Origin of the sequence: Achromobacter pestifer (genome assembly GCF_013267355.1) — a bacterium.
Lineage (GTDB): Bacteria > Pseudomonadota > Gammaproteobacteria > Burkholderiales > Burkholderiaceae_B > Achromobacter > Achromobacter pestifer_A.
In genome coordinates, this window is record NZ_CP053985.1 from 4,339,721 (window position 1) to 4,365,536 (window position 25,816).

The following is a 25,816-nucleotide window of genomic DNA, read 5'->3' on the forward strand; positions in this document are numbered from 1 at the left end:
GTCAGCCCTGCTTGAACAGCCCTTCGGGCTTGCAAAGAAGTATGAAGGCCATCAGCAGGTACACCAGCACGCCTGCCGCGGACGGGAACAGCACCTGGCCGAAGGTTTCCACCACGCCTACCAGCATCGCGGCCAGGAAAGCGCCGCGGATCGAGCCTATGCCGCCGATCACGACCACCACGAAGCAGATGATCAGCACGCCATTGCCCATACCGGGGTAGACCGAGGACACCGGCGCGGCGATGCTGCCGGCCAGGGCCGCCAGCGCCACGCCCGCCGCGAACACCAGGCGGTAGAGCTTGTTGATGTCTATGCCCAGCGAGCCGATCATTTCGCGGTTGCTGGCGCCGGCCCGCAGCATCATGCCCAACCGCGTGCGCGTGATGACCCAGTACAGCAGCAGCGCCACCGCGATGCCCACGGCCGAGATGAACAGCCGGTAGACCGGGTAGGTCATCACGTCGCCCAGCGCGATGCTGCCTTGCAGCCAGGCGGGCAGGGGCACGCCATGCACGTCATTGCCCACCAGGATGCTGCGCAGTTCTTCGAAGACCAGGATCAGGCCGTAGGTCATCAGCACCTGCTGCAAGTGGTTGCGCTTGTACAGGTAGCTGAAGAACGCGGCTTCCAGCAGATAGCCCAGCGCGCCGGCGGCCAGCACGCAGATCGCCAACGTGGCCAGGAAGCCGCCGCCCAGCCAGCGGTCGACGGCCGGTCCCAGCGCGAACGCCATGTAGGCGCCTATCATGTAGAAACTGCCGTGGGCAAGATTGATGATGCCCATGATGCCGAAGATCAGCGTGAGTCCGCTGGCCACCAGGAACAGCAGCAAGCCGTACTGGAAAGCGTTCAGGCTCTGGATGAGCAGGATGCTGATGTCCATGGGGCCTCCCTGTGGCGGATTGCGCTTGGCGTCAGAGCTTGCAGCCGCGGGCCGGATCGGCCAGCTTCTTCACGGCGACATCCACGACCTTGTTCTCCAGCCCGTCGACGCGGCGCAGGTAGATGTCCTGCACCGGGTTGCCCGCGCTGGACAACGTGAAGGGGCCGCGCGGGCTGTCCACCGTGGCGCCGCGCATGGCCTTGCGGAAGTCCTCCTTCTTGGCGAAGTCGCCCTTGACCGCGGCCAGGCCCGACTGCATCAGTTGCGCCGCGTCATAGCCTTGCACCGCGTACACGTCGGGCTGCGCCTTGTAGGCTTTGCTGTAGTCGGCGCGGAAGGCGTTGTCGCGCGGCGTGTTCAGGCCGTCGGCATAATGCAGCGTGGTCAGCAGGCCTTGCGCCGACGCGCCTTGGGCTTCCAGCGTGCCATCGGTGAGGAAGCCCGATCCGTACAGGGGAATGGTCTTGCTCAGGCCGGCGGCATGGTAGTCCTGCACGAATTTCACGGCGCCGCCGCCGGCGAAGAACGTGAACACCATGTCGGGCTTGAGCGCCGCGATTTCCGTCAGCAGCGGCTGGAACTCCACGTTGGGAAACGGCAGGCTCAGTTCCTTCACGACCTTGCCGCCGGCCTTCTCGAAGCCCTCCTTGAAGCCGCCGATGGCCTCGTCGCCGGCCGCATACTTCCAAGTGATGGTGACGGCCGTCTTGTGGCCCTTGGCAAAGGCCACCGGACCCATGGCGTAGGCAGGCTGCCAATTGGTGAACGAGGTGCGGAAGATGCCCGGGCTGCACAGCGGGCCGGTGATGGCGTTGGCGCCCGCGTTGGTCACGATCAGCGTGGTGTCGGCGTCCTTGGCGGCCTTGGCCAGCGCCATCGCCACGCCCGAGTGCACGGTGCCGATCAGCACGTCCACCTGGTCGCGCTTGATCAGGCGGTTGGCATTTTCGGCGGCCTTGGCGGGGTTGGATTCGTCGTCCACCTTGAAGTACTCGATCTCGCGTCCACCCAGCTTGCCGCCTTGTTCGGCGACGTACAGCTTGAAGCCGTTCTCGATGGCGTTGCCCAGCGCGGCGTAGGTGCCGCTGTAGGGCAGCATGAAGCCGACCTTGATCTTGTCGGCGGCCTGGGCGCCGGTGGCGGCGAGCGTCAGAGCCGCGGCGAGCGCAGCCCGGTTCAGGGCGTGGTTCATGGTTAGTCTCCGTGCTTGTTATGGGCCGACGCAGAGGTCAGCGGGGTTTTTCCAGGCCGCCGATAAAGCTGGCGATTGCCTGGATAACGCGGGCTGGCTGGTCCTTGTGCGCCGAGTGGCCGCAGTCGGGCAGTTCCAGCAATTCGGTCTGGGGCGCGAGCCGGCGTATGCCGCGTATCTGCGCCAAGCTGCCGTATTCGTCGTCCACGCCCTGGATGGCAAGCACGGGACAGGCGATGCGGGGCAGGTAGTCGTCCAGGTTCCAGCGGCGGAAGGCCGGGTCCAGCCAGATGTCGTTCCAGCCCCGGAACGCCGAATCCGGGTCTGCGTGATGGCGTCCCAGCCGGGCGCGCAGGTCCGTGTCCAGATACGCCTGGCGCGCCTGCGCGATGCTGGCGACCGACACGTCTTCGACCAGGATATGGGGGGCGGCGGCCACCACGCCGGCGACGGCGTCCGGATGCATGGCGGCGTACAGCAGGGCGATGGAGCCGCCGTCGCTGTGGCCGAACAGCACCGGCTGGTCCTGCCGGGCGTCCAGGTCCAGGGCGCGCAACAACGCGGGCAGCACGTCGCGCGCTTCGCGGTGCATGTAATCCACTGGCCGCTTTTCTTCGGAGCGCAGCGGGGTGGACTGTCCATATCCCAGGCGCGAATACACCAGGCCGCGGCAGCCTGCCGCCTCGCAGACTTGGCGGGGCCAGTCTTTCCACATGGACACCGAGCCCAGTCCTTCGTGCAGGAACACCAGCAGCGGGGCGTCGGGAAGATCGGACCCGACCCACTGGCATTCCAGGCGCAGGTCGCGTCCGCCGGCATGGAACTCGGCGAAGACGGTGTCGGCGACGTCGCAAGCGCTCATAACGTGGCCTCTTCCAGCTGGCGCAGGCGGAAGCGCTGTATCTTCCCGGTGGCCGTCTTGGGCAGTTCTTCCGTGAAATTGATCTGGCGCGGATACTTGAACGGCGCCAGATGCTGCTTCACGTAGTTCTGCAGCGCGGCCCCGGTCTGCGCGTCGGGCTCGAAGCCGGGGCGCAGCACCACATAGGCCTTGGTCTTGACCAGCCCGTCATGGTCCGGCACGCCGATCACGGCCGCTTCGAGCACGGCCTCGTGCTGCACCAGGATGTTTTCGACCTCCACCGGCGACACATACTGGCCGCTGACCTTGATCATGTCGTCGCTGCGGCCGGCATAGGTGTAGTAGCCGTCTGCGTCGCAGGTGTACTTGTCGCCGCTCTTGAGCCAGTCGCCCAGGAAGCACTGGCGTGTCTTGTCGCGGTTGTTCCAGTACATCAGGGCCGCGCTCGGACCCTTGATGTAGAGATCGCCGATGGCGCCGGGCGGCACCGGGGCGCCGCTTTCGTCGCGCAGCTGCACTTCATAGCCGGGCACGGGCTTGCCCGTGGTGCCGTAGCGCAGCTGCCCGGTCTGGTTGGAGATGAAGATGTGCAGCATCTCGGTGGAGCCGATGCCGTCCAGGATTTCGCAGCCGAAGTGGCGCGTGTAGCGTTCGCCGATGTCGCGCGGCAAGGCTTCGCCGGCGGACGTGCAGATGCGCATGGCGACCTGTTCGCGCGCGGGCAGGTCGGGCGAGGCCAGCATGCTGGCGTACAGCGTGGGCACGCCATAGAACACCGTGGGCCGGTGCTGGGTCAGCCGCTTGAAGACCGCTTGCGGCGTGGGACGTTCGCCCATCAGGATGACGGTCGCGCCGACGGATAGGGGGAAGGTCAGGCCATTGCCCAGGCCGTAGGCGAAGAACAGCTTGGCGGCCGAGAACACCACGTCTTCCTCGCGGATGCCGAGCACGGGCTTGGCATAGAGTTCGGCCGTGTGCCACAGGTTGCCGTGGGTATGGACCACGCCCTTGGGCTTGCCGGTGGAGCCGGACGAATACAGCCAGAAGGCGATTTCGTCGGACAGGGTGCGCGCCGCCGGCGCGAGCGGGGCGGTGGCCAGCAGCGATTCGAATTCGCGCGCGCCTTCGGGCAAGGGGCCGGCGGGCTGCGAAACCACCAGGTGTTCGACGTCGGCGGCGGCCTGTCCCAGCGCGGTCTGCACCATGGGCAACAAGGCGCCCGACACGAACACGGCGCGTACGCGGCTGTGGCCGATGATGTAGGCGTAGTCGTCAGCGGTCAGCAGAGTGTTCACTGCCACCGGCACCACGCCCGCATGCAGCGCGCCCAGGAAGATCACCGGCCAGTCGACGGTGTCCTGCATCAGCAGCAGGATGCGCTCCTCGCGCCGCAGGCCCAGCTGGCGCAGCGCGCCGGCCATGCGCGCCACCCGTTCCGCCAGTTCGCCGTAGCTGAGCTGGCGGGTGTCGTCGATATAGGCCGGCTTGGCGGCGCGCGGCGCATTGAGCGCCGCCAGGTGGCTGGCGAAGTTGAGTTCGGCGGGACAGGTGTTCACGGTTGTCTCCTGATGTCCTGTGGGGTGGAAGCCGCGCTGTGTTTTTTTTCTGGCGGCGGAGCGGGCGCTAGGACCGCGTGAAATCGATGGCGCCGCCCGGCAGCAGATACAGCACCAGCGCGCGGCCGCCGCTCACGGTCGGGCTGTGCGCGCTGCCGGGGCCGTAGACCAGCCAGCCGGCGCCGTGGCCGTCGAAGCGGGCGCCCTCGGTCAGCGGCATGATCATGTCGATCTCGCCATTGGGATGCGCATGGTGCGGGCCGGCCAGGTCGTTCATGTCGACCACGTCCACCGAGCAGTCCGCCAGGTCCGGCGCCGGTTTGATGACACGGCCGTAGCGGATGCCGCCGCCTTCCCGGTTGCACATCCAGCCCTCGGCCACGCCTTGTCTACAGGTGGCGTATATCTGCTGGAACAGGTCGCTTTGCGGGCCGGCCTCGCGGTTCAGGCTTTCTTGCAGCGTGGCGTCCAGCGGCTGGCCTTCCGTCAGGCGCGTGACCTCGCGCATCAGAGCGTGGAATTGATCAGGCGTACTCACCGGGCTCCTCCTTTACACTGTCGGCGCTTCAGAATCGAGATGAAATCGACTGCTGTTTTTTTGCGCATGAGCCGCTTCGGACTCACTGAATGGAAAAATAGTGCTTCCATTGATCAGGGTCAAGCACTATAGTGCCTAAAACGTGGTAATCAGGGTTTTTGCGGAGTCACGTAAACATGAATCAAGCGCTAGACGCGGCGCCATCCGAACCCAGGCGGGAAGCGTTCCTGGTGGCATTGGGCGAGCGGGTGCGCCGCTTGCGGGCCATACGCGGCATGACCCGCAAGAGCCTGTCGCAGGTCACCGGCGTATCGGAACGCCATTTGGCCAACCTGGAACACGGGGTGGGCAACGCCTCCATCCTGGTGCTGCTGCAGATTGCCCGGGCCTTCAATTGCGCGCTGGCCGAACTGGTGGGCGACGTGACCACGGAATCGCCCGACTGGCTGCTGATCCGCGAACTGCTCAGCGGCCGCACGGAATCGGACCTGCAGCGCGCGCGCGAGGCCCTGACCCAGCTGTTCGGGGTGGGGGCGGGGGCGCAGCGACCCAACCGTACCCAGCGCGTGGCGCTGATCGGCCTGCGCGGCGCGGGCAAGTCCACGCTGGGCCAGATGCTGGCCGACGACCTGGGCTACCCGTTCGTGGAGTTGAACCGCGAGATCGAGCGCGTGGCCGGGTGCAGCATCCTGGAGATCCACAATCTGTACGGTCCCAACGCCTACCGCCGCTACGAACGGCGGGCGCTGGAAGAGGCCGTGCAGATCTATCCGGAAATGGTGCTGGCCACGCCGGGCGGGCTGGTGTCCGAGCCGGCCACCCTGAACCTGTTGCTGGCGCACTGCTATACGGTGTGGCTGCGCGCCACGCCAGAAGAGCACATGGGCCGGGTCATGGCGCAGGGCGACTTCCGCCCCATGTCGGGCAACAACGAGGCCATGGCCGATCTGAAGCGCATCCTGGCCGGACGCGAGGCCTTCTACGCCAAGGCGGACCTCACCTGGGTCACCAGCAACCTGGAGGTGCAGGAAAGCTTCGCTGGTTTGCGCACCCAGGTGCGCAAAGCCTGCGGCTTGCCGCTATAGCTTGGCTCGATGCCGGCTCGGCCAGCAATATGCATTTTTGTGCATGCCCCGCTTGACGGGGCTTTTTTTGTCCTCTAATCTGCACAATAATTCATGTCGTGCAGTATTTTTCCTGTTTTGGCAGGCGTCCGAGGAGACACACTATGAGCAGCACCCTCAACCGGGTTGATTTCCGGACCGACCCCGAGCAATACCGCCACTGGCGCCTGAGCTTCGACGGCACGGTCGCCACGCTGGCCATGGATGTCGCCGAGGACGGCGGGCTGCGTCCGGGCTACAAGCTCAAGCTGAATTCCTACGACCTGGGCGTGGACATCGAACTGCACGACGCCTTGCAGCGCATCCGCTTCGAGCATCCGGAAGTGCGCACCGTGGTCGTGACCAGCATGAAGGACCGCATCTTCTGTTCCGGCGCCAATATCTTCATGCTGGGCCTGTCCTCGCACGCCTGGAAGGTGAACTTCTGCAAGTTCACCAACGAAACCCGCAACGGCATTGAGGACTCCAGCCGCCACAGCGGCCTGAAGTTCATCGCCGCGCTCAACGGCGCCTGCGCCGGGGGCGGCTACGAGCTGGCGCTGGCCTGCGACGAGATCATGCTGATCGACGACCGCTCTTCCGCCGTGGCGCTGCCCGAGGTGCCGCTGCTGGGCGTGCTGCCGGGCACCGGCGGCCTGACCCGCGTGACCGACAAGCGCCGCGTGCGCCACGACCACGCCGACATCTTCTGCACCCTGGTCGAGGGAGTGCGCGGGCAGCGCGCCAAGGACTGGCGCCTGGTGGACGACGTGGTCAAGCCGGCCCGGTTCGAGGAGGCCGTGCGCGAACGCGCGCAGGCGCTGGCACAGGGCAGCGACCGTCCGTCGGGCGGGCAGGGCGTTGCACTGACGCCGGTGCAGCGCACGGAAAGCGCCGATGGCCTTTCCTACCGCTACGTCGATATTCAGTTGGACCGCGAGAAGCGCCAGGCCACCTGGACGGTGCGCGCGCCCGAAGGGGCGGTGGAAACCGGACTGCAGGACATTGTCGCCGCGGGCGCGGCCTGGTGGCCTTTGCAGATGGCGCGCGAACTGGACGACGCCATCCTGACCATGCGCACCAACGAACTGGACATCGGCACCTGGATCATCAAGACCGAGGGCGACGCCGCACTGGTCCTGGCCGCCGACGCCGCGCTGGAGCAGCACGCGGACCACTGGTTCGTGCGCGAAACGGCCGGCATGCTGCGCCGCACGCTGGCGCGCCTGGACGTGACCTCGCGCAGCCTGTTCGCGCTGATCGAGCCGGGCTCCTGCTTTGCCGGCACCCTGCTCGAATTGGCGCTGGCCGCCGACCGCAGCTACATGCTGGACAACGAAGACGAGTCCGCACCCGCACAGATCGTGGTGGGCGGGCGCAATTTTGGCGCCTATCCCATGGTCAACGGCCAGAGCCGTTTGCAGCGCCGTTTCTACGAAGAGGACAGCCCCCTGGAAGCGGTGCGCGCGCGCGCCGGCCAGCCGTTGTCGGCCACCGAAGCGCTGGAGCTGGGCCTGGTCACCTATGCGCCCGACAACATCGATTGGGACGACGAGGTGCGCATGATGCTGGAGGAGCGCCGCGCGCTCTCGCCCGACGCCCTGACCGGCCTGGAAGCCAACCTGCGCTTTGGCGGCCAGGAAACAATGGAGACCCGCATCTTCGGCCGCCTCACCGCCTGGCAGAACTGGATCTTCAACCGCCCCAACGCCGCCGGCGACAAGGGCGCGCTCAAGCTTTACGGCAAGGGCGAGCAGGCCGCATTCGACTGGAACCGGGTCTGACGGCCCCACAGGAACAGGAGCGAGACATGTCTGGAATCAACTACACCGATAAGATCCCCAACAACGTCAATCTGTCGGGCGACCGCACCTTGCAGCGCGCGCTGGAGCATTGGCAGCCCAACTACCTGCAGTGGTGGCAGGACATGGGGCCTGATGGTTCCCACGGCTTCGACGTCTACCTGCGCACGGCCGTCAGCGTGCAGCCCGACGGCTGGGCGCACTTCAATCACGTCAAGATGCCGGACTACCGCTGGGGCATTTTCCTGGCGCCGCAGGATGGCCAGCGCAAGATCCATTTCGGCGAGAACATGGGCCGCGACGTCTGGCAGGACGTGCCCGGCGAGCACCGCGCCAATCTGCGCCGCATCATCGTCACGCAGGGCGACACCGAACCGGCCTCGATCGAGCAGCAGCGCCATCTGGGACTGACCGCGCCGTCGCAGTACGACCTGCGCAACCTGTTCCAGATCAACGTCGAGGAAGGCCGCCACCTGTGGGCCATGGTCTACCTGTTGCACCGCTACTTCGGCCGCGACGGCCGCGAAGAGGCCGATGCGCTGTTGCAGCGCAGTTCGGGGGATTCCGACAATCCGCGCATCCTGGGCGCGTTCAACGAGAAGACGCCGGACTGGCTGGCCTTCTACATGTTCACCTACTTCACCGACCGCGACGGCAAGTTCCAGCTGTGCGCGTTGGCGGAATCCAGCTTCGATCCGCTGGCACGCACCACCAAGTTCATGCTGACCGAGGAAGCGCACCACATGTTCGTGGGCGAGTCCGGCATTTCGCGCGTCATCCAGCGCACCTGCGAAGTCATGAACCAGTTGAAGACCGATGATCCCGCCAGCGTGCGCGCGGCCGGCGTGATCGACCTGCCCACCATCCAGCGTTACCTGAACTTCCACTACAGCGTCACCATCGACCTGTTCGGCGCGGACCAGTCGTCCAACGCCGCGATCTTCTACGGCTCGGGCCTGAAGGGCCGCTATGAAGAGAGCAAGCGCACTGACGACCATCAACTGAAGAACGACACCTACCGCGTGCTGACCGTGGAAAACGGACAGTTGCGCGAGACCGAGGTGCCGATGTTGAACGCGCTGAACGAAGTGCTGCGCGACGACTTCATCCGCGATTCGGTCGCCGGCATCGGGCGCTGGAACAAGGTCATCGAAAAGAGCGGCGTGCCGTTCCGGCTGCAAGTGCCGCACAAGGCCTTCAACCGCCAGATCGGCACGCTGGCCGGCATCCGCATGTCGCCCGAAGGCGAGATCCTCTCTGAATCGCAATGGCAGGCCAACAGCCACAAGTGGCTGCCCACGCCCGAGGACCGCGCCTTCGTCGCATCGCTGATGGGCCGCGTCACCGAGCCCGGCAAGTTCGCCAACTGGATCGCGCCGCCGGTCATGGGCATCAACCGCCAGCCAGTGAATTTCGATTACGTCCGTTTCAACTAAAGCGGGGCGGCGGCCGCGCTTGCGGCCGCCTACCGGAGCATGGGGAAGACCAAGATGAACGCTCCCTTACCAGCAGAAGTCCTGAAGCAGCACCTGATCGATCCCGAGATCTGCATCCGCTGCAACACCTGCGAAGAAACCTGTCCGATCAAGGCGATCAGCCACGATTCGAACAACTACGTGGTGGATCCCGAGATCTGCAACGGCTGCATGGCCTGCGTGCCGCCTTGCCCCACGGGGGCGATCGACAACTGGCGCCTGATGGTGCGCGCCGAGGCTTATGGCGTGCAGGAACAGCTGGGCTGGGAAGAGCTGCCGGGCGAGAAGGCGCTGCCGGAAATGGCTGCCGCCGCGCCAGCTGGCGATGAGCTTGATGCGCCGCAGCCTGCCGCACCCGCGCCGTCCGCCGCGCCGGGCGCGACGGTCCCGCCCTGGTCCGCCGCCCATCCCTACGTCAATCTGTATACGCACAAGACGCCGATGACGGCGACCGTGGTCGGCAACTACCGCGTGACCGGCGCCGACACGGAAAGCGACATCCACCATATCGTGCTCGACTTCGGCGAGCTGCCGTTTCCGGTGCTGGAAGGGCAGTCCATCGGCATCCTGCCGCCGGGCGCGGATGCGCAAGGCCGGCCGCATCACGCGCGCCAGTATTCGCTGGCCAGTCCGCGCGACGGCGAGCGCGCCGGCTACAACAATCTTTCCCTGACGGTGAAACGCGTCACCGAGGACCATGCGGGCGCGGCCGCCCACGGCGTGTGCTCGAACTACCTGTGCGACCTGGCCAAGAACGACAAGGTGCAGGTGATCGGCCCGTTCGGCCATACCTTCCTGATGCCCAACCATCCGCGCGCCAATCTCATCATGATCTGCACCGGCACGGGTTCGGCGCCCATGCGCGCCATGACGGAGCGCTACCGCCGCCGCATCGAGACCGGCGAAAACGGCAGGCTGCTGCTGTTCTTCGGCGCGCGCACGGAGCGCGAACTGCCGTACTTCGGGCCGCTGATGAAGCTGCCGCGCGACTTCATCGACATCAATCTGGCGCTGTCGCGCGAAGCCGGGCAACCCAAGCGCTACGTGCAGGACTTGATCCGCGACCGCGCGGGCGCGGTGCGCGAACTGCTGGCGGATCGCAACACCTGCATTTACGTGTGCGGCCTGAAGGGCATGGAAGTGGGCGTGCTGGATGCGCTGCACGACGTGGCGGTGCAAGCGGGCCAGGATTGGTCTATCCTGCATGATGCGTTGCGCCGTGAAGGGCGCCTGCATTTCGAAACGTACTGAATCCATAAACATGCGTGGCAATCGGCGCGCCGTGGCGCGCCGATTGCATTTGCGGGGGGAATCCAAAAATGAAGTTCGCCGAGTTCAAGGACGGCATGGTCATCAAGGGCGGTCCGGTCACCGTGACGGAACCCGAGATCCTGGAGTTCGCACGCAAGTTCGATCCCCAGTGGTTCCACACCGATCCCAAGCGCGCCTCGGAAGGCCGCTGGGGCGGGCTGATCGCCAGCGGCTGGCACACCTGCGCGCTGGCCATGCGCATGGCGGTGGACGCGGCGCTGCACGATTCCGAATCCTTTGGCTCGCCCGGCCTGGGCGAGGTGCGCTGGCGCACGCCGGTGCGCCCTGGCGATACCCTGCGCCTCGAAGCGCGTGTGCAGGGCGCGCGCACGTCGTCGTCGCGCCCGGACCTGGGCATCATCACCTGGGCCTGGACGGTCCTGAACCAGCACGACGAAGGCGTGCTGGAACTGGACGCGACCAGCCTGTTCGATCTGTCCGGCGAAAACTGAGGCCGGCCGTCTAGCGCTTGCCCGCCTGCTTCAGGATGGCGGCGGCTTCAGGGCCGGCCGCTGCCTTCCAGTTCTTGACCGAGTCCGCCGCTGCATCCTTCAGGGCGCGGCGTACGGGCAGGGGCACCGACGTATTGATCGCCACGCCGTTCTTGCGCATGTTGGCGTAATTCTGCTGCAGGCGGCCGTCGATGCGCTTCCATTGTTCGGTTTCGGTCTGCGCTGCCGCCTGGTCGATGGCGCGGCGCGTGCGCGCGTCCAGCGCCTGATAAGCCTGCAGGTTCATCGTCGCCACCGAGATCGGCATGGCGTAGTTGATTTCCGCGAAGTTGGGCAGGTGCTCCCAGAGCTTGCGGCCCGCGCCGCCGTCGCCCGACGACAGCACCGCGTTCACCTCGCCCGACGCGATCAGCGGCATCGCGTCCGCGAAGGAGATGTTCTGCGCGCGGGCCCCGGCCTTCTGCATGACGTCCTGCGACGTGGCATCGTAGGTGCGGATGCTCAGCTTCTTCAAGGCCGCGGCGCTGTCGATCTTCTGCTTGGACCAGATGCCGGACGCCGGCCACGGCGTGGTGTAGAGCAGCTTCTGCCCATGCGCCGCCAGCAGCTTTTCATAGGCGGGGCGGGCGGCCTTGTTGAGGTTGCGGGCCTTGGACAGCGAGTCCGCCAGAAACGGCAGGGACGACACGCCGAACAAGGGGTACTTGGTGGCCAGCGCGCCGGCAAAGGCATCGCCCGCATCCACCTTGCGCGCTTGCACCGCATCGATCATGTCGGCCGACTTGATCCCCTTGGACGCGTCATAGCTGGCGTCGATGACCACATTGCCCGCGGTCTTGGCGCGCACCAGCTCGGCAAAGGTGGATACGCCTTGTCCGGGCATGGAGGTGGCCGGGTATTCGGTGGTCATCGTGAGGGTGGTGGCGGCGTAGGCGCCATGGGCGAGGAACGCCATGGCGATGCCTGTCATCAGGCGGAGGGTGGGACAGCCTTGCATGCGCGGCTCCTGGTCTGGTTGCGGATCGCCGATGCGCGCGGCCGTCTGGGACCGGCGCCGGATCGCTGCGGCCCATCGTAGGACAAGGCATGCCCGCAGCCTATAGGGATGATCGGCAGTGATGACGTGGCAGGCGACGGCGGGTAAACCCCAGCAGGGCCGGTTTGGAATGTTGCTAGAATAAGAAACGTTCTCAATAACATTTGCCGTAATCCCCCTCGGTTCCGTCATGACCCACAGCCTGACCCGCGCGCAGGGCCACGAAAATGTGCGCCTACTCTATGTAGACCATCACCGCTGGCTGGTGGGCTGGCTGCGCCGGAAGCTGGGTTGCGGCCATGATGCGGCCGACATTGCCCAGGACACTTTCCATCGCCTGCTGGCGGCGCCCGGCAATGCCGAGCCGTTGCGCGAGCCGCGCGCCTACCTCAGTACGCTGGCGCACGGCCTGGCGGTGGACCAGATCCGTCGGCGCAGGCTGGAGCGCGCCTATCTCGACGAGCTTGCGCTGTTGCCGGAACCGCAGGCGCCTTCACCCGAAACGCGCGCCATCCTGATCGAAACGCTGTGCCGCGTGGACCGCATGCTCGACGGCTTGAACCGCAAGGCGCGCACGGCTTTCCTGATGTCGCGGCTGGATGGCATGAGCTATCCCGATATCGCCCGCGCGCTGGACGTGTCGCTGAGTTCGGTGGAGAAGTACATGGCCGCCGCGATCCGCCATTGCTACGAGGTGCGCTATGGATGAGCGCGCCGCGCAGAACGTCCTGCACGAGGCGATCACCTGGAGCGTGCGGCTGAGCTCCGGCCGTGCCGACGAGGCCATGCGCGAAGCCTGTCGCCGCTGGCGCCAGGCCAGCGCGGAGCATGAGCGGGTCTGGCGGCAGCTGCAGTCCATCGAGGACGATCTGGGTGCGGTGGCGGCGCCGGGGGCGGCGCAGGCCTTGCGCGCCGCGCCGCGGATGAGCCGGCGCACGGTGTTGGCCATGCTGGGCGCGGGAGCGGCCGGCGTGGGGCTGGCGGGCGCGCTGGGCGACGACGCCTGGCGCGGCTGGGGCGCCGACTTCCGCACGGCCGTGGGCGAGCGGCGCAAGTATGCGCTGGCCGGCGGCGCGCAGCTTTGGCTGGATACCGGCACGGCGGTGCGCCAGGACGCCGGGCATGACCTGACGCTGCTGGCGGGCGAACTTTTGCTGGACACGGGGCCGGCGGGCGGCCTGGCCTGGACGGTGCGCAGCCGCCAGGCGCGCTTTACCGCGCATGCGGCGCGATTTGCCTTGCGTCAGCTCGATGGGGCCACGGCCTTGGCCGTGCAGCGCGGCAGCCTGCGGGTCGAGCCTCGGCTGGGCGCGGAGAGCGAGGCGCTGGCTGGCGGCCGCTACCTGGTCAGCGATAGCGCCATGCGTCCGGATTCCGCCTCCTTCGAGGCGGGGGGATGGGCGGAAGGCGTGCTCGCGGTGCGCGGCATGCGGCTGGGCGAGTTCGTCGCCGAGCTGGCGCGCTATCAGCGCGGTTGGACCCATTGCGATCCGGCTGTCGCGCAGTTGCGGGTGTCCGGCGTGTTCCAGCTGGACGACGTGGCGGCCGCCCTGGACACGCTGGCGCATGCGCTGCCGGTAAGGGTGACGCGCTATTCGCGTTTCGTGACGCGGGTGGTTCCCGCCTGAGCGTCGCCTTTTACCTGCAAGGAAAGTTTTTTTTGCCGCCGCTTTACGGGTTTTGCGGGGTTCGTTCGACATAGGAATAAGCACCCATATGTTCGAACCAGGAAAGTCCCGCTCCATGCCTATCTCCGCCAAGCCGTCTTACCGCCATATGCCCGCGCGCCTCGCCCTGTGCGCCGCGCTGGGGGCCGTGTTGCCCGCCGCAGCCCACGCCCAGGCCGATGACCGCGTCGCCCATCGCCAATCCGCGGCGCCGCTGGAAGCCGCGCTCAACCAGTACGCCAGTGCCAAGCGTGTCACGCTGTCGTTCGATCCGGCCCTGGTGGCGGGTCGCCAGGCCCCCGCGCTGGACGGCGATTATTCGGTGCGCGAAGGCTTCAACGCGCTGCTGGCCGGATCCGGCCTGGTTGCCGAGCAGACCGGCGCGCGCCACTACGTGCTGCGCGCGGCAGGTTCGGTCAGCACGCTGGCGCCGGTGACCGTGACCGGCGAATCGGCGCTGGCCGAGCGCTACAACCCGCCCACCACGGTCGGCTCCAAGTCGCCGCTCACGCAGCGCCAGATTCCCCAGTCGGTCAGCGTGGTGACGCAGGAGCGCATGGCGCAGCAGGCCATGCAGACGCTGGACGACGCGATGCAGAACACGCCCGGCATCACCGTGGAACGGCGCGACAACAGCCGTTCCATCTTCCATTCGCGCGGCTTCGACATCACGTCGTACCAGATCGATGGCATCCCTACGCAGTACGACTGGCGCATGCTCTCGTCCAGCGACCTGGCGGTGTACGACCGGGTCGAGGTGCTGAAGGGGCCCGCCGGCCTGTACAACGGCGCAAGCGGCCTGGGCGGCGCCATCAATCTGGTGCACAAGCGGCCGCAGCGCGAGTTCGGCTTCGAGGGCAGCGTGTCGGCCGGATCCTGGGACAACTACCGCAGCCAGGTCGATCTGACCGGCGGTCTGAACGAGGACGGCTCGTTGCGCGGCCGGCTCGTGGGCGTGTACCAGGACCGCCGGTTCTTCTACGACAAGACCAATGAACAGCACTCGGTGCTGTACGGGGCGCTGGCCTACGATTTCACGCCGCGCACCACGCTGACCATCGGCGGCGGGCGCCAGGAGCGCGACATCCATGCCTCCATGTGGTCGATTCCCGCCTATGTGACCTACGGCCCCGGCGGCCAGCCGACGTTCTCGCTGGCCGACATCAAGCGTTCGACCTTCCTGGGCGCGGATTGGAACCGCGACCAGTTCACCTCGACCGAAGCCTACGCGGACCTGGAGCACAGGCTGGACAACGGCTGGACCGCGAAGCTGGCAGGCCGCTACGCGGAAAACGAACTGGACCGTGAGCAGGCCTATGCCTGGGGCCCGGCGGACACGAGCAACGACCTGATCCGGCTGATGTCGGCCAAGGGGCCGACCCGTCAGCGCCAGTCGTCCTACGATGCCTATGCCGATGGTCCGGTGCAGCTGTTCGGCCGCGAGCACCATGTCACGCTGGGCGCCAACTTCACCGATTCGCGTTTCCACAACCAGTGGAACTATCCCACGCCGAACTGGGCGCCCATCATCGATATCACCCGCCCGCGTTCGGATTTCGACAGGCTGAACTACGCCTTCAACAACGGTAACGACGCGCGTACCCGCCAATGGGGCATCTATAGCAACCTGCGCATCAGCCTGGCGGATCCGCTGACGCTGGTGGCCGGCGGCCGGCTGAGCTGGTGGGACCTGGATTCCACCCAGCGCAATCTGGCTGGCGAGAAGTCGCAGCAGGCAAGCTACAACGGCAAGTTCACGCCCAATATCGGCCTGCTGTACGACCTGAACGACACCTACACCTTGTACGCGAGCTACTCCGAGGTGTTCGCGCCGCAGAACGGATTTAGCACCGCCAGCGGCGACATGCTGGAGCCCTTGAAGGGCAAGCAGGTGGAAGCCGGCGTGAAGGGCGAATTCTTCGGCGGCGCGCTCAATGCATCGCTGGCGGCGTTCGAGGTCCGCGATGAAAACCGCGCCACCTTGTCGCCGGATTCGACGACGGTGTATGTGGCTAACGGCAAGACCCGCAACCGCGGCTTCGAATTGCAGGTCAACGGACAGGTGAGTCCGGGTTGGAACGTGTATGCCGGCTACACCTGGCTGCAGACGCGCGTGGACCAGAGCGCCACGTACGACTCCAATGTCACCGCCGTGGCGCCCCGCCATCTGCTGCGCCTGTGGACCGACTACCGCCTGCCGGGGCAATGGAACCGCTACACGGTGGGCGGCGGCGTCAATGTCCAGAGCAGCACCTACGTGGCATTTCCGCAGTACAACGGCGCGCGGCTGGAGCAGGGCGGCTACGCCACCGTGGACCTGAAGCTGGGCTATGAATTCAACCGCCATCTGGACATGGCGCTCAATGTGACCAATCTGTTCGACCGCAAGTTCTATCAGACCATCAGCTCGCCGCGTTCGCAGAACGTTTTCGGCGAACCCAGGGCGTTCATGTTGACCTTGCGCGCCAAGTACTGACGCGGCCGCATTGCCCATGGCCGCCGACGCGCGTCAATTCTGGGTCCGCGTGCACCGCTGGGCGGGCCTGGCCACGGCGCTGTTCCTTTTCATCGCGGGGCTGACCGGCTCCATCCTGGTGTTCGAGGAGGAGCTGGACGCCTGGCTCAATCCCGGACTGATGCGGGTGGCGCCGCCGTCCGCGGGCGCCCCGATGATGGATCCCTACGCCTTGCGCGCAGCCGTGCAGCGCCAGTTGCCGTGGGCGGCCGTCGACCAGTTGCCGCTGCGGCGCGAGCCGGGGCATTCCGTCGCGTTGCGGCTTGCGCCCAAGTTGGAGGCCGGCAGCGGACGGCCGCTGCCGCTGGACGCCACGCACGCCTATGCCGATCCCTATACCGGCAGGGTTCTGGGCGTGCGTGAAGAGGGCAGACTGTCGCTGGCGCGCCAGGACCTGATTCCGCTGATCTACCGCATCCATTGCGAACTGGCGCTGCCGGGCATCTGGGGGCGCCTGCTGTTCGGCGTCATTGCGCTGATCTGGACGCTGGACTGCTTCGTGGGCTTCTACTTGACCCTGCCCAGCCGCGGGGCGCGCCGCGGCGGATTCTGGCGCGGCTGGCGGCCGGCCTGGCTGATCAAGCGCGGCGCCAGCGCCACCCGGGTGACGCTGGACGTGCACCGGGCCTTCAGCCTGTGGCTATGGGCGCTGCTGCTGGTCTATGCCTGGTCCAGCGTCATGTTCAATCTGCGCGCGCAGGTGTACCAGCCGCTGATGTCGCAGATGCTGCCCTTCGATACTTCATGGCGCCAGGCGCCGGCGTTGCCGAGCCCCGTGCTGGAGCCGGCCCTGGACTGGCGCCAGGCGCATGAGGCCGCGCGCGCCGCGATGGCGGAGTTGGCGCGCGAGCGCGGCTTCAGCGTCGATGGCGAGGAGTTGCTGATGCTGGACCGCCGTCGCGGCTTGTACGGCTATCTTGCGCACAGCGACGCCGACCTGCGCAGCCGCGTGGGCAATACGGGGATACTCATCGACGCGGCCAGCGGCGAACGCCGCGGCATCTATCTGCCCACGCGCGGCGCAGCGGGCGACACCTTCAGCAACTGGATCGGCGCGCTGCACATGGCGCACGTGTTCGGCCTGCCGTATCGCCTGCTGGCCCTGGCGCTTGGGCTGGTCGTGGCGGCCCTGTCGGTGACCGGTGTGATGATCTGGTGGCGCAAGCGCCGGGGACGCTTGCGGCAGTTGCCGGCGCGGGCCAGGATCCGGCTTGAGCGCTAGCGCCCGGCTTGCGGCGGCTGAATGCAAAACGGCCCGGCATGGGCCGGGCCGGGCCGTTGCGCGCCATGCGGCGGTCAAGCGATCAATAGAACGCCTGGATGCCGGTCTGTGCGCGGCCCAGGATCAGGGCGTGCACGTCATGGGTGCCTTCGTAGGTGTTGACCACTTCCAGGTTCACCAGGTGGCGGGCCACGCCGAACTCGTCGGAAATGCCGTTGCCGCCGAGCATGTCGCGCGCCAGGCGGGCGATGTCCAGCGCCTTGCCGCAAGAGTTGCGCTTCATGATCGAGGTGATTTCGACGGCGGCGGTGCCTTCGTCCTTCATGCGGCCCAGGCGCAAGCAGCCGGCCAGCGCGAGGGTGATCTCGGTCTGCATGTCGGCCAGCTTCTTCTGGATCAGCTGGTTGGCAGCCAGCGGGCGGCCGAATTGCTTGCGGTCCAGCGTGTACTGGCGGGCGGTATGCCAGCAGGCTTCGGCGGCGCCGAGGGCGCCCCAGGCGATACCGTAGCGGGCCGAGTTCAAGCAGGTGAACGGACCCTTCAGGCCGGACACGCCGGGCATCATCTGGTCAGCGGAAATTTCCACTTCGTCCATGACGATTTCGCCGGTGATCGAGGCGCGCAGGCCGACCTTGCCGTGGATGGCCGGGGCCGACAGACCCTTCATGCCCTTTTCCAGGATGAAGCCGCGGATCTTGCCGTCGAAGTCGCCGCCGACGCACTTGGCCCACACCACGAAGACATCGGCGATGGGGGAGTTGGTGATCCACATCTTGTTGCCGGAAACCTTGTAGCCGTCGGACGTCTTGACGGCGCGGGTTTCCATGCCGCCGGGGTCGGAGCCGTGGTTGGGTTCGGTCAGGCCGAAGCAGCCGATCCATTCGCCGCGGGCCAGCTTGGGCAGGTACTTTTGCTTTTGGGCTTCGCTGCCGAATTCATTGATGGGCACCATCACCAGCGACGATTGCACGCTCATCATGGAACGGTAGCCGGAGTCGATGCGTTCGACTTCGCGGGCGATCAGGCCGTAGCTGACGTAGTTCAGACCGGCGCCGCCGTATTCGACGGGGATGGTCGCGCCCAGCAGGCCCAGTTCGCCCATCTCGGAGAAGATGGCCGGGTCGGTCTGTTCATTGCGGAAGGCGTTCAGCACGCGCGGGGCGAGCTTGTCCTGCGAATAGGCCAGGGCGGCGTCGCGCACCATGCGTTCTTCGTCGGTCAGTTGCTGGTCCAGCAACAGGGGGTCTTGCCAGTGAAAGGAAGGATTCGAGGACATGCTGGGTCTCCGCTATGGATTTCGGAATGCTAGAAAGTTTAAACCTAAAATAATTCGGGCGGCAAGCGGCGAATGGAACGGCCGGCGCGCGGCGCCGCCGTTCCGTCCCGCCTTTAGTGCTGCGCCTTGAGCGCTGCGTCGCGGATTTTTTCCAGGGTCGTGCCCGGGGTGATGGTTTCCGGATCGATGAAGCAGTGCAGGATGGCCGGCTTGCCGCTGGCCAGGGCGCGTTCGAAGGCCGGACCGAACTGTTCGGTGGTCTCGACGCGTTCGCCGTGCCCGCCGAAGGCGCGCGCGTAGTCGGCGAAGTCCGGATTCTTCAGCTCGGTCGCGGAAATGCGGCCGGGGTAGTGCTTTTCCTGGTGCATGCGGATCGTGCCGTACATGCCGTTGTCCACCAGCACCACGACGATGGGCAGGTCGTATTGCACCGCGGTCGCGAATTCCTGGCCGTGCATCAGGAAGCAGCCGTCGCCCGCGAAGCAGACCACGGTCTTGTCGGGCGCGACGCGCTTGGCGCCGACGGCCGCCGGCAGGCCGTAGCCCATGGAGCCCGAGGTGGGCGCCAGCTGCGTGCCGTAGCGCGTGAAGCGGTGGAAGCGGTGCAGCCAGGTGGCGTAGTTGCCGGCGCCGTTGGTCATGATGGCGTCGGCCGGCAGGGTCTTTTCCAGATAGGCCATGACCTGGCCCATCTGCAGCGCGCCCGGGGTGGTGATGGCGCTGGGGTCGCTCCATTTCAGGTACGACTCGCGCATGGCCTGCGTGCCGGCAGCCCAGGCGGGCTGGGCCGGCGCCTTTAGGCCGGCCAGCGCCTGCGCGAAGGCGGCGGGCGAGGTATTGATGGCCAGGGTGGGGCGGTAGACGCGGCCCAGTTCGGCGGTATCGGGATGCACGTGCACCAGCTTCTGCTTGGGCACCGGGATGTCCAGCAGGGTGTAGGCCTGGCTGGGGTTTTCCGACATGCGGCCGCCCACCAGCAGGATCAGGTCCGCGTCGGCGACGCGCTTGAGCAGCGCCGGATTGATGCCCAGGCCCACGTCGCCGATGAAGCAGGGATGGTCGGCCGGGAACAGCATCTGGCGGCGGAAGGACACGGCCGTGGGCAGCGCGTGGCGCTGCGCGAAATCGGCGAACTGCTGCACCGCGCGGGCGTCCCAGCGCGTGCCGCCCAGGATGGCGACCGGATTCTTGGCCTCGGCCAGCAGCTTTTCCAGGTCGGCCAGTTGGCCGGCCGAGGGCGCCGAATCGATGACTTCGTAGCGCGGCGCGTCAGCCACCTTGGCCGCTTCGACCAGCATGTCTTCCGGCAGCGCGATCACGACCGGGCCAGGGCGGCCCGAGGTGGCAATGTGGAAGGCGCGCGAGATCAGCTCGGGGATGCGTTCGACCTGGTCGATCTCGGTGACCCACTTGGCCTGCGTGCCGAACACGGCGCGGTAATCCATTTCCTGGAAGGCCTCGCGTTCGCGCATGCCGCGCTCGATCTGGCCGACGAAAAGGATCAGGGGAGTGGAGTCCTGCTTGGCGATGTGCACGCCGGCCAGCGCGTTGGACGCGCCCGGGCCGCGGGTCACCATGCAGATGCCGGGTTCGCCGGTCAGCTTGCCGTGGGCGTCGGCCATCATGGCCGCGCCGCCTTCCTGGCGGCACACCGTGACCTTGATGTCCGCATCGTGCAGGCCGTCCAGCACCGCCAGATAGCTTTCGCCGGGAACACAGAAGACATGTTTGACGCCCTGCGCAACCAGCTGGTCGACCAGGATGTGACCGCCAAGGCGGGATTCGTGCTGGGACATGGGGGTGGTAGTCATGATGAGCCGAGGTTAGGACATCCGAGCATAATGTTCCTTGATCGCACAACGCAATTGATAAAATTGCACAATCTATTGACCCACCGGCACGAGCTGCCATGCTGCGTCGCGGCAAGATCCATGCCGCGGAGCGCGGCGGCTCCCGCTGGCATCTGACGGTTCCCGCTCCATGAGAAACGGCATTCCCAATCTGAGCGCCCTGCAGGCGTTCGAAGCGTCGGCCCGCCTGGGCAGCTTTTCCCGCGCGGCCGAGGAACTGTCCCTGACGCATAGCGCGGTCTACCGGCAGGTGGCCAGCCTGGAGGCGCGCCTGGGCGTGCAGCTGTTCACCCGGGTGCGGCGGCGCATCGTGCTGACCGATCACGGGGCCGAGTACGCCGGCCGCATTCGTCACCACCTGGACCAGATCGAAAAAGACACCTTCGGCCTGGTCAGCCGTACCGGCATGGGCCGCAGCATCCATATCGCCGTGGTGCCCACGCTGGCGACGACCTGGCTGATCCCGCGCCTGGCCGACTTCCAGCGCGAGCATGGCGACATCACGGTCAGCCTGTCCGTGCGCACGCTGCCGTTCCAATTCAAGGACCAGCCCTTCGACGGCGCGCTGTACCACGGGGACGGATTGTGGCCGGGCACCCAGGGCGTGCTCTTGTTCCCCGAACGCGAACTGGTGCCGGTGTGCGCGCCGGAACTGGCGGCGCGCCCGCCGGACCCCGGCACAAGCGTCTTGTCCGGCATGACTCATCTGCACCTGGCCTCGCGGCCGGACGCCTGGCGGCAGTGGTACGGAGCCAATAGCCATCTTTACGGTCCCCACGCCGCCGGCGGGCCGCGCTATGAACTCTTCACCATGGTGATGGCGGCGGTGCAGGCCGGCCTGGGGGTAGGACTGATGCCGCGCTTTCTCGCCCAGCCCGCGCTGGACCAAGGGGCGCTTGTGATGCCGGTGCCGCAGGCGCTGGCAGTCAGCCAGGGCTATTACTTCGGATATCCACAGGGCAGCGAGCGCTCCGAGGCCCTGAAGCTCTTCGAGAGCTGGCTGAAGTCCGCCGCCGCGGGCGTGGGCGGACGCTGAGCCGTAGAATCCAGGCATGCCCGCGACCCGCCCCCCGCTTGAATCCCAGGCCGATATCGACGCCTTCATCGACGCCGTCTGGCTGGAGGATGGCCTGTCGGCCAACACCCTGGCCGCCTACCGGCGCGACCTGACCGGCTTTGCCCGCTGGCTCGAAGACCCCGAGGCCTACGCGCGCGAGATGGCCGACCGCCATGGCGATGCGGCGCAGGCCCACGCGCTGCCCGCCGGGCCGGCCAAACCCCTGCGCGACGCCGCCAAGGCCGACATCGAAGCCTGGTTCGCCTTCCGCCATGAGGAAACCCGCGCCACCACCGCCAACCGCAGGCTGGCCGCGCTGCGCCGCTTCTACGCCTGGGCCTTGCGCGAACACCGCGCCGAGCGGGATCCCTGCCTGACGCTGATCGCCGCCAAGCAGCCACCGCGCATGCCCAAGACCCTGTCCGAGCAACAGGTGGACGCCTTGCTGCGCGCGCCCGACCAGGAACAGGCGCGCGGCCTGCGTGATCGCGCCATGCTGGAAACGCTGTATGCCACTGGCCTGCGCGTCTCCGAGCTGGTGGGTGTGCGCACGCTGGACGTGAGCCTGAACGAAGGCGTGGTGCGGGTGGTGCTGGGCAAGGGCGGCAAGGACCGGCTGGTGCCGCTGGGCGCGGAAGCCGCGCATTGGATCGACCTTTATCTGAAGTCCGGGCGGCCGGAATTGGCGGCGGGGCGCGTAAGCGATGCGCTCTTCATTACCGGCCGGGCCGAAGCCATGTCGCGCCAGGCCTTCTGGCAACTGGTGAAGAAGTACGCCTTGCTGGCGGACGTGCGCGCGCCGCTATCGCCGCACGTGCTGCGGCACGCCTTCGCCACGCACCTGCTGAACCATGGCGCTGACCTGCGCGTGGTGCAGATGCTGCTGGGGCACGCCGATATCTCCACCACGCAGATCTACACCCACGTTGCGCGCGAACGCCTGAAGGCGTTGCATGCGGCCCACCATCCCCGCGGCTAGCCGCCACGCGCCGTTTCAAAATTCTTTTTCACGCATAACCATGAGCAAAGCCCGCCACGTTTCCGAAACGCCCGCCACCCAGTTCCTCAAGCAGAACAAGGTGGCGTACACGGAACACACCTATGAATACGTCGACCATGGCGGCGCGGGCGAAGCCGCGCGCCAGCTGGGCCTGGATCCGCATGCGGTGGTGAAGACCCTGGTGATGGAGGATGAATCCGCCAAACCCCTGATCGTGGTCATGCACGGCGACCGCGAAGTCTCCACCAAGAACCTGGCGCGCCAGGCGGGCTGCAAGCGCGTCGAGCCCTGCAAGCCCGAGGTCGCGCAGCGCCATTCGGGCTACCAGGTGGGAGGTACCTCGCCCTTTGGCACGCGCAAGAAGATGCCGGTGTGGGTCGAGGCCGAAGTGCTGGACTATCCCGTGGTCTACATCAATGGCGGGCGGCGCGGCTACCTGATCGGCATCGATCCCAAGGTGCTGGTCAGCCTGCTGGGAGCCAAGGGCGTGTCCGTCGCGCTGGAGTAGCGCCCGCGCGTTCCCGCGCGTGGTATCCCCATACCACCTCCCAGGCCGATGGCCGCGCCACAATAGGGGCGTAGATCAAGAACCGGAGCCCGGCCACGGGCGCTGAACCGGCTTTCCGCCATCCCTAGGAGACAAACATGAGCAAGCGACTGTTGATGCTGGTCGGCGACTATGCCGAGGACTACGAGACCATGGTGCCGTACCAGACCCTGCTGACGGTGGGGCATACGGTGCACGCGGTGTGCCCGGACAAGAAGGCCGGCGATACCATCGCCACCGCCATCCATGATTTCGAGGGCGCACAGACCTACACCGAAAAGCGCGGCCACAATTTCGCGCTGAACTACGACTTCGACCGCGTCGAACCATCTTCCTACGACGGCCTGGTGATTCCGGGCGGCCGCGCACCGGAATACCTGCGCCTGAACGAAAAGGTGTTGGACATCGTGCGCGCCTTCGACCAGGCCGGCAAACCCATCGCGGCGGTGTGCCACGGCGCGCAACTGCTGGCCGCGGCGGGCATCCTGAAGGGCCGCACTTGTTCCGCCTATCCCGCGTGCGCGCCGGAAGTGCGTCTGGCGGGCGGCACCTATGCCGAGATCGGCATCGACCAGGCCTACACCGACGGCAACCTGGTGACGGCGCCGGCCTGGCCCGCGCATCCGGCCTGGATGTCGCAATTCCTGGCGGTGCTGGGCACGAAGATCACGCCCTGATCTCCAAAGCCACAAAGCGCCAGGGCTGCAAGCGTGCAGCCCTGGCGCTTTTCCTTTACGGCTAGGCGATCAGGCGAAATCGAGCACGATGCGGCCTTCGATCTGGCCGCGGCGCATGCGGTCGAACACGTCGTTGATGTTCTCCAGGCTTTCGGTGGCGACGGTGGCGTGCACCTTGCCCTCTTCGGCGAACTGCAACGATTCCTGCAGGTCCAGGCGCGAGCCCACGATGGAGCCGCGCACGGTGACGCCGTTGAGCACCATGTCGAAGATCGATAGCGGGAAGTCGCCCGGGGGCAGCCCGTTGAGCGCCACGGTGCCGCCGCGCCGCACCATGCCCAGCGCCTGCTCGAAGGCCTTGGGCGATACCGCCGTGATCAGCGCGCCATGCGCCCCGCCGATCTCGCGCTTCAGGTAGGCGGCCGGATCGGTGGTCTTGGCGTTGACCGTGACCTCGGCGCCCAGGCGGCGGGCGAAGTCCAGCTTGGCATCGTCGATGTCCACCGCGGCTACGTTAAGCCCCATGGCCCGGGCGTACTGCACCGCCATGTGGCCCAGCCCGCCGATGCCGGAAATGACCACCCAGTTGCCCGGACGGGTGTCCGTCATCTTCAGGCCCTTGTAGACGGTGACGCCGGCGCACAGCACGGGCGCGATATCGACGAAACTGACATTCTTGGGCAGCAGGCCCACGTAGTCGGCCGCGGCCAGCGCATATTCGGCGAAGCCGCCGTTCACCGAGTAGCCGGCATTCTGCTGCTGTTCGCATAGCGTTTCCCAACCGCCCAGGCAGTGCTCGCAGTGTCCGCAGGCGGAATACAGCCAGGGAATGCCGACGCGGTCGCCTTCCTTCACGTGGGTGACGCCGGCGCCCACCGCCACCACGTGGCCGACGCCTTCGTGGCCGGGAATGAAGGGCGGGTTGGGTTTGACGGGCCAGTCGCCTTCGACCGCGTGCAGATCGGTATGGCATACGCCGCAGGCTTCGATCTTTACCAGCAATTCGCCCGGACCCGGGCGCGGTACCGCGACTTCTTCGATTGCCAGGGGCTTGCCGAATGCTCGTGCAACCGCTGCTTTCATGGTTTTATCCATCACTGCCTCCGAAGTCTGATCAAGATTCCTTATGCTCGAACTTGCGTGCTTTCCCAGCCATGATTTATATCAACCGGCTGGCCCGCGCATCGATGCCGGAAACGTGTGGTTTCAGAACTGGAGCGGCAAGCGCCGATGGGCTACCCCCGGCAGCGCCTTGCCGGGGCCGCGCCAAACGGCGTACAGTGAGCCGTAGGCGTCCCGGCCCAGGCGAAACCGCCCAGTCCCGAGTTCCAGGAGCTCCCATGTGTGAAATCTTCATCCGCGCCAGTGAGCAGTCCTACGCGCCTGAAACCCGTTCCCTGCGGCTGCACGGCGTGGCCACCAGCCTGCGGCTGGAGCAGCTATTCTGGCAGGTGCTGGAAGAAATCGCGGGCCGCGACGGCATGCGCGTGACACAGCTGATCGAACGTCTGTACGACGAACTGATCGAGTACCGCGGCGAGGCCGCCAATTTCACCTCTTTCCTGCGCGTGTGCTGCCTGCGCTATCAACTGCTGCAAGCCGAGGGCCGTATCCCGCGGGACGCCGCCGTGCCGATCCGCTCGCTCAATCCCCAGGCCGTCCTGGAAGGCCTGCCGCCCGCGCTGTACGACGCCCAGCCCCTGCGCCCCAAACGCAAGGCCGCGTAATCCGTCAGTGTCAAAAAAATTGGGCCCGAATTTTCGGGCCCAATTTCATGCGCAATCAGAACGCGGCA

23 protein-coding genes are annotated in these 25,816 nt (G+C 66.7%); 14 read left to right on the top strand and 9 right to left on the bottom strand.

Going from position 1 to position 25,816, the window contains the following annotated elements; all coding sequences use genetic code 11:
• Position 1 precedes the first annotated feature (1 nt).
• From FOC84_RS20795 to FOC84_RS20815, 5 genes are all read right to left on the bottom strand, one after another.
• Positions 2 to 883, bottom strand: coding sequence for a branched-chain amino acid ABC transporter permease (locus tag FOC84_RS20795; protein WP_013395648.1), 882 nt, complete (start codon positions 881 to 883; stop codon positions 2 to 4).
• A gap of 31 nt (positions 884 to 914) precedes the next feature.
• Positions 915 to 2,075 (bottom strand): ABC transporter substrate-binding protein, encoded by a 1,161-nt coding sequence (locus FOC84_RS20800; RefSeq protein ID WP_173146097.1) that lies wholly within the window; start codon positions 2,073 to 2,075, stop codon positions 915 to 917.
• Positions 2,076 to 2,112: 37 nt separating this feature from the next.
• A complete protein-coding gene (locus FOC84_RS20805; RefSeq protein WP_173146098.1) occupies positions 2,113 to 2,937 on the bottom strand; it encodes an alpha/beta fold hydrolase in 825 nt (274 codons plus the stop codon).
• The gene (locus tag FOC84_RS20810) at positions 2,934 to 4,493 is read right to left on the bottom strand and encodes a benzoate-CoA ligase family protein (RefSeq protein WP_173146099.1); all 1,560 of its coding nucleotides are present in this window, start codon (positions 4,491 to 4,493) and stop codon (positions 2,934 to 2,936) included. The genes FOC84_RS20805 and FOC84_RS20810 overlap by 4 nt, the downstream gene beginning before the upstream one ends.
• A 67-nt stretch (positions 4,494 to 4,560) precedes the next feature.
• Complete coding sequence (locus FOC84_RS20815; protein ID WP_173146100.1) at positions 4,561 to 5,031, bottom strand: DUF4863 family protein; 471 nt, start codon at positions 5,029 to 5,031, stop codon at positions 4,561 to 4,563.
• A 176-nt stretch (positions 5,032 to 5,207) separates the two neighbouring features.
• Here FOC84_RS20815 and FOC84_RS20820 point away from each other — a divergent pair, with 176 nt between their 5' ends.
• The 5 genes from FOC84_RS20820 to FOC84_RS20840 all read left to right on the top strand — a co-directional run bounded on the left by FOC84_RS20820 (position 5,208) and on the right by FOC84_RS20840 (position 11,174).
• A complete protein-coding gene (locus tag FOC84_RS20820) occupies positions 5,208 to 6,116 on the top strand; it encodes a helix-turn-helix transcriptional regulator (protein ID WP_006221123.1) in 909 nt (302 codons plus the stop codon).
• Between the two features lie 143 nt (positions 6,117 to 6,259).
• Positions 6,260 to 7,918 (top strand): 2,3-epoxybenzoyl-CoA dihydrolase, encoded by a 1,659-nt coding sequence (gene boxC / locus FOC84_RS20825; protein WP_173146101.1) that lies wholly within the window; start codon positions 6,260 to 6,262, stop codon positions 7,916 to 7,918.
• Between the two features lie 26 nt (positions 7,919 to 7,944).
• A complete protein-coding gene (gene boxB / locus FOC84_RS20830; protein ID WP_173146102.1) occupies positions 7,945 to 9,372 on the top strand; it encodes a benzoyl-CoA 2,3-epoxidase subunit BoxB in 1,428 nt (475 codons plus the stop codon).
• 54 nt (positions 9,373 to 9,426) lie between these two features.
• Complete coding sequence (boxA, locus tag FOC84_RS20835; protein ID WP_173146103.1) at positions 9,427 to 10,662, top strand: benzoyl-CoA 2,3-epoxidase subunit BoxA; 1,236 nt, start codon at positions 9,427 to 9,429, stop codon at positions 10,660 to 10,662.
• A gap of 68 nt (positions 10,663 to 10,730) precedes the next feature.
• The gene (locus FOC84_RS20840) at positions 10,731 to 11,174 is read left to right on the top strand and encodes a MaoC family dehydratase (protein WP_173146104.1); all 444 of its coding nucleotides are present in this window, start codon (positions 10,731 to 10,733) and stop codon (positions 11,172 to 11,174) included.
• A 10-nt stretch (positions 11,175 to 11,184) separates the two neighbouring features.
• Here the strand turns inward: FOC84_RS20840 and FOC84_RS20845 are convergent, their stop codons facing one another.
• The gene (locus FOC84_RS20845) at positions 11,185 to 12,171 is read right to left on the bottom strand and encodes a TRAP transporter substrate-binding protein (protein WP_173146105.1); all 987 of its coding nucleotides are present in this window, start codon (positions 12,169 to 12,171) and stop codon (positions 11,185 to 11,187) included.
• 229 nt (positions 12,172 to 12,400) lie between these two features.
• Between FOC84_RS20845 and FOC84_RS20850 the strand changes: the two genes are divergently transcribed.
• The 4 genes from FOC84_RS20850 to FOC84_RS20865 all read left to right on the top strand — a co-directional run bounded on the left by FOC84_RS20850 (position 12,401) and on the right by FOC84_RS20865 (position 17,614).
• Positions 12,401 to 12,919: a sigma-70 family RNA polymerase sigma factor gene (locus FOC84_RS20850; protein WP_173146106.1), complete on the top strand. Its 519-nt coding sequence runs from the start codon at positions 12,401 to 12,403 to the stop codon at positions 12,917 to 12,919.
• A complete protein-coding gene (locus FOC84_RS20855) occupies positions 12,912 to 13,838 on the top strand; it encodes a DUF4880 domain-containing protein (RefSeq protein ID WP_173146107.1) in 927 nt (308 codons plus the stop codon). The genes FOC84_RS20850 and FOC84_RS20855 overlap by 8 nt, the downstream gene beginning before the upstream one ends.
• Before the next feature lie 115 nt (positions 13,839 to 13,953).
• On the top strand, positions 13,954 to 16,353 hold the full coding sequence (locus FOC84_RS20860; RefSeq protein ID WP_173146108.1) for a TonB-dependent siderophore receptor: 2,400 nt from the start codon (positions 13,954 to 13,956) through the stop codon (positions 16,351 to 16,353).
• A gap of 16 nt (positions 16,354 to 16,369) precedes the next feature.
• Entirely contained in the window at positions 16,370 to 17,614 is a 1,245-nt protein-coding gene (locus FOC84_RS20865) for a PepSY-associated TM helix domain-containing protein (RefSeq protein WP_173146109.1), read from the top strand.
• Between the two features lie 82 nt (positions 17,615 to 17,696).
• Here the strand turns inward: FOC84_RS20865 and FOC84_RS20870 are convergent, their stop codons facing one another.
• Both FOC84_RS20870 and FOC84_RS20875 read right to left on the bottom strand, forming a co-directional pair.
• On the bottom strand, positions 17,697 to 18,890 hold the full coding sequence (locus FOC84_RS20870) for an acyl-CoA dehydrogenase (RefSeq protein ID WP_173146110.1): 1,194 nt from the start codon (positions 18,888 to 18,890) through the stop codon (positions 17,697 to 17,699).
• Between the two features lie 113 nt (positions 18,891 to 19,003).
• Positions 19,004 to 20,686: a thiamine pyrophosphate-binding protein gene (locus FOC84_RS20875; RefSeq protein WP_173150309.1), complete on the bottom strand. Its 1,683-nt coding sequence runs from the start codon at positions 20,684 to 20,686 to the stop codon at positions 19,004 to 19,006.
• A 184-nt stretch (positions 20,687 to 20,870) separates the two neighbouring features.
• On the opposite strand from FOC84_RS20875, the gene FOC84_RS20880 reads away from it, so the two are divergent.
• The 4 genes from FOC84_RS20880 to FOC84_RS20895 all read left to right on the top strand — a co-directional run bounded on the left by FOC84_RS20880 (position 20,871) and on the right by FOC84_RS20895 (position 24,021).
• Entirely contained in the window at positions 20,871 to 21,776 is a 906-nt protein-coding gene (locus FOC84_RS20880) for a LysR substrate-binding domain-containing protein (protein ID WP_173146111.1), read from the top strand.
• A 16-nt stretch (positions 21,777 to 21,792) separates the two neighbouring features.
• The gene (gene xerD, locus FOC84_RS20885; RefSeq protein ID WP_173146112.1) at positions 21,793 to 22,776 is read left to right on the top strand and encodes a site-specific tyrosine recombinase XerD; all 984 of its coding nucleotides are present in this window, start codon (positions 21,793 to 21,795) and stop codon (positions 22,774 to 22,776) included.
• A 40-nt stretch (positions 22,777 to 22,816) separates the two neighbouring features.
• Positions 22,817 to 23,305 carry a Cys-tRNA(Pro) deacylase gene (gene ybaK, locus FOC84_RS20890; protein WP_173146113.1) on the top strand — a complete coding sequence of 163 codons (489 nt, stop codon included), beginning with the start codon at positions 22,817 to 22,819 and terminating at the stop codon, positions 23,303 to 23,305.
• A 137-nt stretch (positions 23,306 to 23,442) separates the two neighbouring features.
• Positions 23,443 to 24,021, top strand: a complete 579-nt coding sequence (locus FOC84_RS20895; protein WP_042794727.1) for a DJ-1/PfpI family protein — start codon at positions 23,443 to 23,445, stop codon at positions 24,019 to 24,021.
• Between the two features lie 69 nt (positions 24,022 to 24,090).
• On the opposite strand, the gene adhP is transcribed toward FOC84_RS20895, so the two are convergent.
• Positions 24,091 to 25,116, bottom strand: coding sequence for an alcohol dehydrogenase AdhP (gene adhP / locus FOC84_RS20900; RefSeq protein ID WP_173146114.1), 1,026 nt, complete (start codon positions 25,114 to 25,116; stop codon positions 24,091 to 24,093).
• A 245-nt stretch (positions 25,117 to 25,361) separates the two neighbouring features.
• Here adhP and FOC84_RS20905 point away from each other — a divergent pair, with 245 nt between their 5' ends.
• Positions 25,362 to 25,748, top strand: coding sequence for a ribbon-helix-helix domain-containing protein (locus tag FOC84_RS20905; RefSeq protein WP_173146115.1), 387 nt, complete (start codon positions 25,362 to 25,364; stop codon positions 25,746 to 25,748).
• The last annotated feature ends 68 nt before the right edge of the window (positions 25,749 to 25,816 follow it).